This is a genomic window from Leifsonia sp. T36S-04 (assembly GCF_042465655.1).
Taxonomy (GTDB): domain Bacteria; phylum Actinomycetota; class Actinomycetes; order Actinomycetales; family Microbacteriaceae; genus Leifsonia.
The window spans coordinates 2,822,968-2,834,919 of record NZ_CP146286.1 but is presented as its reverse complement, the minus strand read 5'-3'; the positions used below and the strand labels follow the sequence as shown (position 1 = coordinate 2,834,919).

Below are 11,952 nucleotides of genomic sequence, written 5' to 3'. Positions count from 1 at the left end.
CCATCGCAACGGACAACCCGTCATCGGCCCCCGCGGAGACGCGCACCCCGGTGCTCCAGGCTCGCCGCCTCGTCAAGACCTTCGGCAGGGTCGTGGGCCTGGACGGGGTGAGCCTGGAGCTCTACCCGGGTGAGGTGCTCGCGGTCATCGGGGACAACGGGGCCGGCAAGTCCACACTCATCAAGTGCCTCACCGGCGCGGAGATCCCGGACGAGGGCGAGATCTTGCTCGACGGGCAGCCCATCCACTTCCGGCGCCCGCAGGACGCACGCTCGGCCGGCATCGAGACCGTCTACCAGAACCTCGCCGTCTCACCCGCTCTGGACGTGGCGTCGAACCTGTTCCTCGGCCGCGAACTGCGTCGCAAGGGCATCCTCGGTTCGGTGTTCCGGATCATGGACAGCAAGCGGATGCGCGCGCAGGCGAAGGACGAGCTCACCACGCTGGGGATCACGACGCTGCAGGATGTCACGGTCCCGGTGGAGAACCTCTCCGGTGGTCAGCGGCAGGCGGTCGCGGTCGCCCGCGCTGCTGCCTTCGGATCCAAGGTCGTCGTCCTCGACGAGCCGACGGCGGCCCTGGGGGTGCGCGAGTCGAAGCAGGTCCTGGAGCTGGTCAAGAACCTGCGCGACAGGGGCATCCCGGTGATCCTGATCAGCCACAACATGCCTCACGTGTTCGAGGTCGCCGACCGGATCCACATCCAGCGGCTCGGCAAGCGTGCGGCCACGATCACTCCGCAATCCCACTCGATGACGGATGCGGTCGCGATCATGACAGGGGCCAAGGTTGGGTGAGGCCAAGACCCTGTATGCCGAGTTCACCGCCCGGCCAGGCCACGAGGACGCCGTGGAGCGCCTCGTGGCCGGGCTGGCCGAGAAGGTCCGGCAGGAGCCGGGGAATGTCGCCTTCATCGCTCACCGGCTCGCGGATGACCCCGCCGCCTTCTTCGTGTACGAGGAGTATGCGGATGCCGACGCCTTCGCCGCGCATGTGCGAGCCGAATACGGCATCGCGTTCAATGCCGAACTCGCGGAGCACATCGTCGAGCCGGGCTCCCGGCTGACCTGGCTCGATCGCGTCTGACGCCGGCGGCCGGAAGGGAACGGCATGCCCCTCTTCCGCCGGCGACCGCGACGCGTCCCGATGCGCCCGTTCGACGAGTCACGTCTCGCCGAGGTGCAGCCCGTCACGCCGGAGCGAGCGATCGAAGAGGGGCTGCTCCTCGCCGACTTCGCAGTACGGATGACCGTCCGCAACGCCATCGTCACGGAGATGCTGACCACGCCGGACGCGGCATACACCTCCAGCTCATTCGTGGGGGTCGCACGGAGGGCTCTGCTCGCCGTTGCCGACGAAGCGGATGCCGCGGAGGCGCGAATGACCGTCGAGCACCGGCTGGCCACGGTGCTCGAGGGTGAACCGGAACACTCGCACGACTATCGCCCGGTCGACGCGATCAACCTCCGCCGCAGGGAAGCCGTCGCGCACGCGACGGCCGACGCGCTCCGGCGGCGGTCCGAGGACGAGGACTTCCTCGCGCGGGTGGTCGAACGCGCCCGGCGCGAGGCGTGGGGCGAGGTCTCCCGGGAGATCGAGCTCCGGATCGACCGGACGTTCGCTCCGCCGGACCCGGTCGGAATGAGTGAGCGGCTGGAGGATCTCCGGGCTGAGTTGCGGCTGCTCGCGCAGCGAGAGGACTGAAGGCGTCCGGGGTGGAACGACGGTGACCTGATCGCGCGCTCACAGGTCGCGGTCGAACAGGTCCTCCCACGTCTCCCGGCGGATCACGGTCCTCGCCTCGCCGTCGTGCGCGAAGACCACCGGCGGTCGACGGTACCCGTTGTAGTTGTTCGCCATGGTGTGCGTGTACGCGCCCGTGGCCGGAAGGGCGAGGAGGTCCCCGACCCGCGCGGCGGGAAGCCGGAGCGGATCGATGAGGACATCGCCGGATTCGCAATGCCGGCCGACCACAACGACGTCCTCCGCGTCGTCGTCGTGCATGCGGCCGGCGAGCACGGCCTCGTAGCGCTGCTGGAAGAGGGCGGCCTCCAGGTTGTCGCCCATTCCGCCGTCGACGGCGACGAAGTTCCGGGCGTCACGTTTGACGGTGGTGACGGTGTACAGAGTGCACGCCGATCCGTTCACCATGCTGCGGCCGGGCTCGATGATGATCTCCGCCTCGGCGGGCAGATGCTCGCGTGCGGCCGCCAGCAGCGCGTCGACGTACTCGGCGATGGAGGCGGGCTGGTCGGTGAGCGTGTACCGGGCGCCGAGGCCGCCGCCGAGGTCGTAGACGGGGAAGGCGCCGAGCGCAGCGAGCGGGGCGACGGCCGCGGCGAGCTCGGCCGGATCCATGATCTGTGAACCGACATGAGCGTGTACACCGCGCATGTCCAGAAGCGGGCTCGCCTCGATCCGGTCGATGACGACGCGAGCGGCCTCGGCCGTGAGCCCGAACTTCGAGCCCACCTGCCCGGTCTGCACGTGCGGATGCGTCGACGAGACCACGCCCGGAATGACCCGCACCAGGACACCCTGAGGATTGCCCGGCGCAACCAGCTGCTCGAGCCGGTCGACATCGTCCTCGTTGTCGACGACGACGAGCCCGATACCGGCCTCGACCGCGATCCGCAGCTCCTCCGTCGTCTTGGCGTTGCCGTGCATGACGATGAGTGCCGGGTCCACTCCCGCGCGCAGGGCGCTGAGGATCTCGCCGCCGCCCGCCACATCCAGCCCGAGCCCCTCCTCGACCATGACCCGCTGCACGGCGGTCGCCGGGAAGGCCTTCGACGCGAAGACGACGCGGGCGTTCGGCCAGCGCGACGTGAGCACTGTGCGGTACTCCCGCGCTCGCGCTCGCAGGGAGCCCTCGTCGACGACGATCGCGGGCGTGCCGAACTCGCGAGCGAGGTCGTCGACGCGGCACCCCGCGATCACGAGGGTGCCGTCGGGGTCGACGGTCGTCCCGTCGGGGAACAGATCGAGGAGCGGGTGCGGCATGGCTACTCTCTTCCGTGCGGGACGACGATGACCGGAACGGGGGAGTGGCGGACGATCTTGGTTGCGTGCGAGCCGAGGAACACCCGGGCGATCGGGCCGAGGGTGCTCGAGCCGACCACCAGCACCTCCTCCGGCTCCCAGCCGATGTCCGCGATGGCCGACTCCCACGTCTCGCCCATGCCGACGGCGACGCCGGAGACGGTGGGGGCGTGCGGTACCTCGGTGACCTGGCGCACCACCGCGGCCGCGTGCCGTTCGATATCCGCCGCCCAGGTGTCGGCGACAGGCAGCTCGGCGTCGAGACCGGCGCCCGACGTGCCGGAGTCGCGGGGCACGACGGCGAAAGAGGCGACGCGCAGCTCCGCGCCCATCATTGCGGCGACGCCCGCGGCCCCGAGCACGAGGCCGGCCGATGCGCCCGTGCCCCGGTACGCGGCGGTCACCCGGGTCACGCGCGCGTCCTCCTGGGCGCGGTACCCGCCGGGCGCGATCGCGACGGGGACCGAAGACGCGTGCAGGAGGGTGTCGCTCTCGGCGCCCAGGGCGATGCGCCCGGGGTGCCCGCCCGCTCCGGAGCCGACGACGATCATCGAGGCTTCGCGCTGCTCGGCGAGCTCGACGAGGCCGCGTCTGGCCGACGGAGCCTCGTACAGGAGATAATCGACGGCGCTCGAACCGCCGAGCACGGCGGCGGCGTGGTCGAGGGCGCTGTCGGCATTCTCCCTGGTGTAGCCGCGCCACTCCGCATCGGCTCCCCCCGCCGTCGTCGGCCAGGCCGGTGGGACGACGGCGGCCACGATCAGCTCTGCGCCGGAGGAGCGGGCGAGCATCGCGGCGAGGTGCAGCGCGGATGCGGAGCGGTGTGCGGGGTCGACTCCGACGACGATTCTCATCTCCGGTTCGCCTTCCTGCGTGCGGCCGCCTCGCGGATCTCGCTCTTGCTGGGCTGCGCGAAGTTGCTCGTGTAGGGGGCATCTTCGTCGCCGACCGGATGCCCGGCCTGCAGGGCGGAGTGCTTCCGGCCGTAGAACCAGTAGAAGACGAGGAAGACGGCGGTCCAGATCAGGAACACGACGATCGTGATCACGCGTAGCTGCGTGATGATCGCGATGCAGCCCGCGATCGACAGGATCGGGATGGTCCAGCCGAGAGGGAGGCGGAAGCCGCGCTCCAGCTCCGGCTCCCGCACGCGCAGGATGATGACGCCGAGGGACACCACGAGGAAGGCTACGAGCGTACCGATGCTCGTCATCTCGGCCAGGAAGTCGATCGGGACGACGGCCGCGAGGATGCTCGTGGCGATCATGACGATGACGGTGTTCTGCACCGGAGTCATCGACCGGGGGCTGACCTTGCCGAAGATCGGCGGGATCATCCCGTCACGCGACATGGCGAAGAGGATGCGCGTCTGCCCGTACAGCACGACGAGCGTCACCGAGAAGATGGAGATGATCGCGCCGATAGCGACGACGGTCCCCGGCCAGCTGGAGCCGATGATGTTCTGCAGGATCGCAGCGAGTCCCGCATCCTGGTTCGCGAACTTCTCCGGGCTCTGCGCGCCCAGAGCGGCGAGGCTGGTGCCGACATAGAGCACGATGATGATCAGCAGTGCGAACATGATCGCGAGCGGCAGGTTCCGTTTGGGGTTTTTCGCCTCCTCACCGGCCGTCGACACGGCGTCGAGGCCGACGAACGAGAAGAAGATGATCCCGGCCCCACCCACGATGCCCGCGAATCCAGCGGGCGCGAAGTTGTGGAAGTGGTCGCTGTTCCAGCCCGTGAAGGCGACCGCGCAGAAGAACAGCACGACGGCGATCTTGATGACGACCATGATGCTGTTGACCGTCGTGGACTCGCGCGTTCCGCGCAGGAGAAGCAGCGAGCAGAGCACGATGACGATCACCGCGGGGACGTTGACGATTCCGCCCTGCTCCGGCGCCTGGGAGAGCTGGACGGGGAGCTGCCAGCCGACGAGGTTCTGAAGCAGCTGGTTGACGTACTGCGACCATCCCACCGCGACGGCGGCCGTGGAGACGCCGTACTCCAGCAGCAGGCAGGCTCCGACCGCCATCGCCGTACCTTCGCCCAGCGTCGCGTACGCGTAGGAGTAGGTCGAACCGGAAACCGGGACAGCGCCGGCCATCTCGGCGTAGCAGAGCGCGGTGAGCCCGGCGACGACGCCGCCGATGACGAACGACCAGATCACCGCAGGGCCGGCGACGGGCACCGCCTGGGACAGGATGAAGAAGATTCCCGTGCCGAGCGTCCCGCCGACGCCGATCATCGTCAGCGAGAAGAGGCCGATGCTGCGTCTGAGCACGGCCTCACCCGTGCCCGGTGGGGGCGTCGTCGGTTTTCTGCGCAGCAGTTGCTGAGCGATGGTGGGCATACCAGTCTCCTTCGATTGGTGGGGGTTCGGAATTCTCAGTCGGGTCGCGTCACCCGGAACCACACGACTCCGGGGTCGGCCGCACCGCGGACATGGCCGGACGGGGAAGCGGCGACCGCCTGGAGGAAGGCAACGGTCTGCGCCGTGATCTCCTCGCCGGGGATGAGGTTCGGTATCCCGGGAGGGTACGCGGCGAGTGTATCGGCCGAGACGCGTCCGACCGCTTCGACGGCCGGCACGAGCTCGGTGCCGGCGAAGAAGGCGTCGCGGGGAAGCATGCGAAGGGGTCCCGACGCGGGCAGCGCGGGGAAGGGGTGGGCACCGCCGGCCGAACGCTCGGCGTCGGCCTCCGCCGAGTCCACCGCTGCGATGAGCGCCCCATGCGCCCTGACCAGGTCTGGCGTCTTGCCCGCGCCGATGAGCGCGACCAGGGTGGTCGCGGTCGACATCTCGAAGAAGATTCCGTCGGCGTCGCTGAGGCGCTGCCGTAACCAGTGACCGCTGAGCCCAGTGCTCGACACGTCGATCGCGACGCGCAACGGGTCGACGCCCACGATGTCGTCGAACGTGACGAACCCGTCGCTGAGCACGCCGAACCGCGGGTCGGCCCGCAGCGCCTCCCGCAACGCGTCGGCGACCACGATCGACCGGCCGATGAGATCGGCGCCGGTGGCGAGGGAGTGCCGCGCGATATCGAGCGACGCCAGCAGCAGTGCCGATGTGGAGGTCGAGGCGGTGATCGAGACCGCCCGTTCGATCAGAGGTTCGAGCGCATCGGCGAACGGGCCGTCGCCGAGATGAAGCATGGCGGATTGCGTGAGGGAGCCGCCCAGCTTGTGAGTGCTCGAGACCACCAGATCGGCGCCCAGTCGTGTCGGCGATTCCGGAAGGTCCGGATGGAAGCCGAAGTGCGGTCCCCAGGCGCCGTCGACGATGAGCGGCGCGCCGTGGGCGTGCGCCACCTGTGCCAGACCGGCGACGTCTGCGACCGATCCGAAGTAGCTGGGCGAGACGACGTAGACGGCGTCTGCCGGGTGCCCGGCGCTCGCCGCTGCGGTCAGCGCCTCCCGGAGGGACGCAGGCGAGACACCGTGCGCGACGCCGTGAATGGTATCCAGCGATGGCATGACGAACGAGGGCGCCAGTCCGGCGGAGAGGACGCCGTCGCTGAAGCTGGAGTGCGCGCTCCGCTGGGACAGGATGTTCTCGCCGAGCCCTCGTACCGCGAGCGCGGCGATCCGGTTCGCCTGCGACGCGCCGCCGGTCAGGAACCAGGTGCGGCGCGCACCCCACGCGTCCGCCGCCAGCTCGAGCGCGAGGCTCAGCGGAGAGTCGTCGCCCAGATCGATGCCCTCCACCAGCATGGGGACGTCGAGCTCCAGTGGCCGCGGACCGAGGAACCCGGCGAGGCGTGCGCTGAGGCCGAGTTCGTCCCCTCCGTGGCCCGGCACCATCAGCGAGAGGGGTGCGCGTGCCGCGTGACGCTCCAACGCATCGGCGTACGGCGTCTCCCACTGTGGGAGGTCGGCGGCAGGCGGTCGCAGACGGAACCGGTCGACTGCCGACGAACGCGTGAGGGACATTCCTCCATGGTCAGGGTGCCGCCGCCCGGCGAGAACCCCCAAAGTCCGCTCGACCCACATAGAGTGTATGTGGCTCACGACGACGACACACCACTACGACAGGGCATCCGATGGCAGATCTGCGGCAGTTCGAGGCGCTCAAGGCGGTGCACGCCGAGGGCTCGGTCACCGCGGCGGCCCGGCGTCTGGGCTGGGGCCAGCCGACGGTCGACTACCACCTGAAGAACCTGGAGAGGCTGGTCGGATCCCCCCTCCTGGTGCGCTCGCCCCGCGGCAGCAGGCTGACCCCTGTCGGCATGCTGCTCCTGGATCGCGCGCAGCAGATCCTGACGCTCAGCGAGCGGGCGATCGGTGACGCCCGCGAGTTCAGCGAGCTGGGGCGTGTGCGGCTGCGGTTCGGGACGTTCGCGACGGCGGCGGCGACCATCCTGCCGTTCGTCGCAGCCTCCGTCGGTGACCTCGGGATCGAGATCGACGCGACGGTCGAGGAAGTCCCCGACCTTGTCGACCGGATCAATCGGGGTGCTCTCGACGCCGCGCTCGTCTACACGGTGCCCGGCTACGAGCTGCCGTTCCGCCCGAACGTGGAGGCGATGGAGGTGTACCGCGACCCCCTGATGCTCGCGCTGCCCGCGGGACATCCGCTCGCATCGCGGCCGGCGATCGATCTCGCCGCCCTGCTGTCGCTCCGCGGTGAGCGCTGGGTGTTCGCCACCTCGGCGGACGACGCGATCGACCGCGTCCTCGCCGACGCGTTCGCGGCAGAGGGACACGCGATCGACGTCGCGATCCGGACCGACGACTTCCAGGTCCTCCTCGGGATGACGGCCGCTCGAATGGTGGTGGGGGTCATCCCGAATCTCGCGACAACCGCCGAGCACCCCGGCATCGTGCTGCGACCGATCAACGACCCGTCGTTCGTGCGCTCGATCCTCGTGGCGACGGCATCCCCGGAGGACGCGAGCCGTCGCCCCTCGCCCGCCGTGCGCCATCTCGTCGCGGCGGTGCGAGACGGATTCGCCGGCGTGACCAAGGGCTCGCAGAGCCCGCCGCCGAGGCACTGAGCCGGATCGTGGATGGGCTGGGTGCGATGGGCGACTAGTGGCCTTGCGCGAGGGCCTCCGCCGCACTCTCGTACCAGGCGCCGGCCGGAGGGCCGCCGTTGCAGGGGCCGTCGCTCGCGCCAGGATGTTTCACCCACAGCAGGGCGTCGAGCTTGGCCGTGGCCGACTCGGTGATCTGCGGGTTCTGGCCGAGGGCCGCGGCGGGCGGGTTGCACCAGGTGCCGGTCCAGCCGTTCCAGTTGCGCGACACGTCGATGACGAAGTGCTTCCAGCCGACGCGGGAGGAGACCTTGCCGGCGTAGTCGCGCTCGGCCTGGGTCCCGTCGAAGTTGGAGACGTTCGTGAAGAAACCACGAGCACCGGCGATGCCCGCGGTCCGGAGATAGCCGGCCTGCACGTCCGGGGTGAGCCATCTGGCGTTGCCGCCGTCGAGATAGGTGGACAGCCCGGCGCCTGCCAGGATGCCGACCGCAGCGGCAAGGAGCGGCAGTCTCGACGCGGCGACGCCGGCGCACTTCGCACTGGACAGCATGGCGAGCGAGTCCGGCTCGATGAGCACGACAGCCCGACTCCCCGCCAGCGCGGCCGCCACCAGACGGTTCCAGTCGAGATACTGGTCGGCCGAGAGACCACCCGCCGAGTAGCCCCCGCAGTCGCGGTCAGGGACCGCGTAGGTGACGAACACCGGTGTCGCGCCCTGGGCGGCGGCTGCCCGCAGGTGGCGCTGGATCACGCTGACCAGGAGCGTCGGCGTGTACCAGTCGCCCAGCCAGACCGCGGTCGGCTGGCTCGCGATCCGTCCGATGAGCGCGGCCCTGGCCGCGTCGCCCTGTGCGGTCAGCGACTCGTACGCCCGCTGCGCGTCGCTGGTGGGGTCGACGTAGAGCCGGGTGCCGAAGGCGGGGAGCTCGTCAGCGCCGGCGGCGGGGACCGCGGGCGCTCCCACGAGCGCAGCCGTCAGCACGACTGTGCTGATCAGCAGGGCGGCCGGTGTGCGCATACCGGAACTATCGGCCGCGCAGCGTTCGCGGTCAGCCGTGGCCGACCGGCAGTCACCGGGATGGCGGCGTCCGCCGCGCGAACCGAGCGGACCGCCCATTGCCACGGACGATCGGATGTCCGAGACTATCCTCACCCGATGTGGCCAGCGCAAGGGGGCACGATGCCGAGTCGGACCGGACACCGGACCTTCCGCAGGCGGTCCCGGGCGATCGTGTGCGCCGCGCTGGCCCTCGCGCTGGCTCCGGCGTTCCTGGCGCTGGATGCGCCCGCGGCTCAGGCGACCTTCGCCAGCCAGTGCGCGTCGCCCACGCGCATCCTCGACCCCGGCCCGGCCGCGATCACGGTGGCCCCGGGGGAGACCGTCCTGCTGGCGGGTGGCTCGTTCACCGGCGGAGTGAACGCGCTGCCGTCGGGGGCGACCCTGTGTGTGGCACCGGGCGCGAGCCTCACCCCGCCCTACATGAACAATGCGACAGGGTCGCTCGTCATCGCCGCGGGCGGCAGCACGGCGATGCCCTTCATCGCCGTGGGGTCCGGATTCGACCTCCAGGTCGAGGGCGATGCCACGTTCGCGGGCCTCAACATCAACGGTTCCGCAACCGTGCAGGTGGCGCCCGGCGGCACGTTTACGGTGAGTGGTTCGTTCTCCCCCGGGACCGGCGACATCCGCAACCAGGGGAGCATGCACGTCGCCGGGGCGATGAATCTGAACTCGGCGGTACAACTCATCAACGAGGGAACGTTGGTGGTGGATGCGGCGGAGACGGTGAACGGCTCCCTCACCAACACCGGGACGATGAGTGTCGCCGGCTCCCTCACCGTCAACGGACCCGGGACCTTTCAGAACGGATGCGCGGTCCAGGTATCCGGGGATCTCAGCAACGGCGGCCAGGGGTCGGTGAACGAGGGCGTCGTGATCGTCGACGGGTTGTTCACTAACAACGGCGGCTGGTCGCAGAGCACGAGCGGGACCATGGCGGCCGCTCGGCTCAGCGACGATGGACGCGTGACCGGCTTCGGCCAGTACCGATTCACCGGGGCGACCAGCATGCAGGGGTCGTTCGTCGGCGACTCCGCCAGCGCTCCGATCGTCGTGGACACGACGGCCCCGGCGGGGCAGTTCTTCGACATCCAGACCGGAACGGTCGGGAACCTGGTCCGCGGAGTGGTCTCGAGCCCGATCCTGGCGACCTACCCGGCGCCGGAATGCTCGCTCGTGCGGCCCTCCGCCGACCTCCAGATCAGTAAGACCGGGCCGGCGACCGTCCTCGCCGGGGGATCGGTGACCTACGCCATCCAGGCGGCGAACCTCGGCCCGGGAACGGCGGACGCGGTCACGGTCGTGGACACGCTGCCGGCGGGCTTCACACCCACGTCGGTCTCCGCCGGGGGAGTGATCGGAGCGACGACGGTCAGCTGGGACCTGGGCTCGCTCGGCCCGGGTGCACTCGTGCCGCTCTCCATCACCGGGACGGTGAACGCGGCGACCGGCGCGACACTGCTCAACGTCGTTGCGGGGACGTCGAGGACGCCCGACCCGGATCCGGGCAACAACGACGGCTCCTCCGAGGCCGCGCGCACGTCGACCATCGTGGAGCCGTCCCCGCCGCCGAACCAGCCCCCGACCGCGTCGGATCAGACCCTGCAGGGCACCACCGGTCGCATCCTCCTGGGTCGCGCGGTCGCCACCGATCCGGACGCGGATCAGACGCTCACCTTCACGACCATCACCTCGCCGCAGAACGGCACCATCGTCATGCTCCCGGGAGGAGGGTTCGCCTACCGCGGGCAGTCCGCGTTCACGGGCGTGGACACGGTGAAGTTCCAGGCCTGCGACAACGGCGTCCCGGTGGAGTGTGCGCAGGCGACGTTGACGTTCGAGATCTTCCCGGTCGCGTCGGACGATCTCGCGGAGACCTTCCGCGACCAGCCGGTGCAGATCCCGCTCGTTCCAGGCGACTCGACACCCGGCGCAATCCTTTCGCCGACTCCGGTGACGCCGCCGGACCACGGGACGGTCGTCCTCGACCCGATCACTGGGGTCGCCACGTATACGCCCGCGAACGGGTTCGTGGGCACCGACCGGTTCGTCTTCGCGGTGTGCTCGCCGACCGCCCCGCAGCTGTGCGATTCGGCCACAGTGACGATCACGGTCCTGCGGCCGAACTCGCCGCCGGTGATCGACGATGCCCTCCTGCGCACGACGACCGGCACCGCAGTCCAGGGAGCGCTCGCGATCACCGATCCGGAAGGGGACGCGGTCACTCTCGTCACCGGGGTCCCGCCGCGGAGCGGAACGGCGACGGTGGATGCGTCGGGCACGACCACCTACACGCCGCTCCCGGGATTCGCCGGGCGCGACTTCTACACCGTGATCGGCTGCTCCGCGGGCCAACCCGACCTGTGCACCCAGGCCACGGTGACGGTGGAGGTGGTCCCGGTCGCCCTGGACGACGCCGTCGAGACGCCGGCTGGGCAGGCGGTGACCATCACGGCGCTGGCCAATGACCGCGGCACCGTCCTCGATCCGACCATCGCCGTGGCAGCGGGACACGGAAGCGTCCGCCTCCAGGGCCGCGACTTCGTCTACACGCCGGGCCCGGCATTCGCCGGCATCGACCGGTTCACCTACGAGATCTGCGCCGCGGCCGGAGCCGACCTGTGCGCACGCGCCGTCGTCACCATCACGGTTCTCGCACCGGTGCCGCCCACACCCGGCCCGACGGCGCCACCGGACACCTCGGGGCAGGGATCCGGTTCGGACCTTCCTGCCACGGGTTCGGACGAGGCGGGCCCGACAGCCTGGGCGCTCCTGCTGATCGCCGGCGGCGGCATCTTGGTCGGGACGGGCAGGACGATCCGGAGGCGTCGGGCGCATTAGCGGCCACCTGGGATGGCGCCTAGGGTGGGC

At 70.3% G+C, this 11,952-nt stretch carries 10 protein-coding genes; 5 read left to right on the top strand and 5 right to left on the bottom strand.

Annotated features, from left to right (window positions below; all coding sequences use genetic code 11):
• The first annotated feature begins 2 nt into the window (after positions 1-2).
• From P3F85_RS13740 to P3F85_RS13730, 3 genes are read left to right on the top strand one after another with little or no spacing between them, the layout of a single operon-like run.
• The gene (locus P3F85_RS13740) at positions 3-797 is read left to right on the top strand and encodes an ATP-binding cassette domain-containing protein (RefSeq protein WP_374010939.1); all 795 of its coding nucleotides are present in this window, start codon (positions 3-5) and stop codon (positions 795-797) included.
• Positions 790-1,086, top strand: coding sequence for a putative quinol monooxygenase (locus P3F85_RS13735; RefSeq protein WP_374008355.1), 297 nt, complete (start codon positions 790-792; stop codon positions 1,084-1,086). Before P3F85_RS13740 ends, P3F85_RS13735 begins: the two co-directional genes overlap by 8 nt.
• A 24-nt stretch (positions 1,087-1,110) precedes the next feature.
• Positions 1,111-1,704 carry a hypothetical protein gene (locus P3F85_RS13730; protein WP_374008354.1) on the top strand — a complete coding sequence of 198 codons (594 nt, stop codon included), beginning with the start codon at positions 1,111-1,113 and terminating at the stop codon, positions 1,702-1,704.
• Between the two features lie 39 nt (positions 1,705-1,743).
• On the opposite strand, the gene lysA is transcribed toward P3F85_RS13730, so the two are convergent.
• The 4 genes from lysA to P3F85_RS13710 are packed head-to-tail and all read right to left on the bottom strand — an operon-like array spanning position 1,744 to position 6,975.
• Positions 1,744-3,003: a diaminopimelate decarboxylase gene (gene lysA / locus P3F85_RS13725; protein ID WP_374008352.1), complete on the bottom strand. Its 1,260-nt coding sequence runs from the start codon at positions 3,001-3,003 to the stop codon at positions 1,744-1,746.
• A 2-nt stretch (positions 3,004-3,005) separates the two neighbouring features.
• Complete coding sequence (locus P3F85_RS13720; protein WP_374008350.1) at positions 3,006-3,896, bottom strand: universal stress protein; 891 nt, start codon at positions 3,894-3,896, stop codon at positions 3,006-3,008.
• Positions 3,893-5,392, bottom strand: coding sequence for an amino acid permease (locus P3F85_RS13715; protein ID WP_374008349.1), 1,500 nt, complete (start codon positions 5,390-5,392; stop codon positions 3,893-3,895). The genes P3F85_RS13720 and P3F85_RS13715 overlap by 4 nt, the downstream gene beginning before the upstream one ends.
• Before the next feature lie 35 nt (positions 5,393-5,427).
• The gene (locus P3F85_RS13710; RefSeq protein WP_374008347.1) at positions 5,428-6,975 is read right to left on the bottom strand and encodes an aminotransferase class I/II-fold pyridoxal phosphate-dependent enzyme; all 1,548 of its coding nucleotides are present in this window, start codon (positions 6,973-6,975) and stop codon (positions 5,428-5,430) included.
• Between the two features lie 110 nt (positions 6,976-7,085).
• Between P3F85_RS13710 and P3F85_RS13705 the strand changes: the two genes are divergently transcribed.
• Positions 7,086-8,039: a LysR family transcriptional regulator gene (locus P3F85_RS13705; RefSeq protein ID WP_374008346.1), complete on the top strand. Its 954-nt coding sequence runs from the start codon at positions 7,086-7,088 to the stop codon at positions 8,037-8,039.
• A gap of 34 nt (positions 8,040-8,073) precedes the next feature.
• Here the strand turns inward: P3F85_RS13705 and P3F85_RS13700 are convergent, their stop codons facing one another.
• Entirely contained in the window at positions 8,074-9,039 is a 966-nt protein-coding gene (locus P3F85_RS13700) for a glycoside hydrolase family 6 protein (protein ID WP_374008344.1), read from the bottom strand.
• 162 nt (positions 9,040-9,201) lie between these two features.
• Here P3F85_RS13700 and P3F85_RS13695 point away from each other — a divergent pair, with 162 nt between their 5' ends.
• Entirely contained in the window at positions 9,202-11,922 is a 2,721-nt protein-coding gene (locus tag P3F85_RS13695) for an Ig-like domain-containing protein (RefSeq protein WP_374008342.1), read from the top strand.
• The last annotated feature ends 30 nt before the right edge of the window (positions 11,923-11,952 follow it).

What these genes read in the sequence shown, in the direction of transcription:
- P3F85_RS13715 (WP_374008349.1), bottom strand. Translation starts at nt 5,392, where the DNA reads ATGCCCACCATCGCTCAGCAACTGCTGCGCAGAAAACCGACGACGCCC.
- P3F85_RS13700 (WP_374008344.1), bottom strand. Translation starts at nt 9,039, where the DNA reads ATGCGCACACCGGCCGCCCTGCTGATCAGCACAGTCGTGCTGACGGCT.
- P3F85_RS13695 (WP_374008342.1), top strand. Translation starts at nt 9,202, where the DNA reads ATGCCGAGTCGGACCGGACACCGGACCTTCCGCAGGCGGTCCCGGGCG.
- P3F85_RS13710 (WP_374008347.1), bottom strand. Translation starts at nt 6,975, where the DNA reads ATGTCCCTCACGCGTTCGTCGGCAGTCGACCGGTTCCGTCTGCGACCG.
- P3F85_RS13705 (WP_374008346.1), top strand. Translation starts at nt 7,086, where the DNA reads ATGGCAGATCTGCGGCAGTTCGAGGCGCTCAAGGCGGTGCACGCCGAG.
- lysA (WP_374008352.1), bottom strand. Translation starts at nt 3,003, where the DNA reads ATGCCGCACCCGCTCCTCGATCTGTTCCCCGACGGGACGACCGTCGAC.
- P3F85_RS13720 (WP_374008350.1), bottom strand. Translation starts at nt 3,896, where the DNA reads ATGAGAATCGTCGTCGGAGTCGACCCCGCACACCGCTCCGCATCCGCG.
- P3F85_RS13730 (WP_374008354.1), top strand. Translation starts at nt 1,111, where the DNA reads ATGCCCCTCTTCCGCCGGCGACCGCGACGCGTCCCGATGCGCCCGTTC.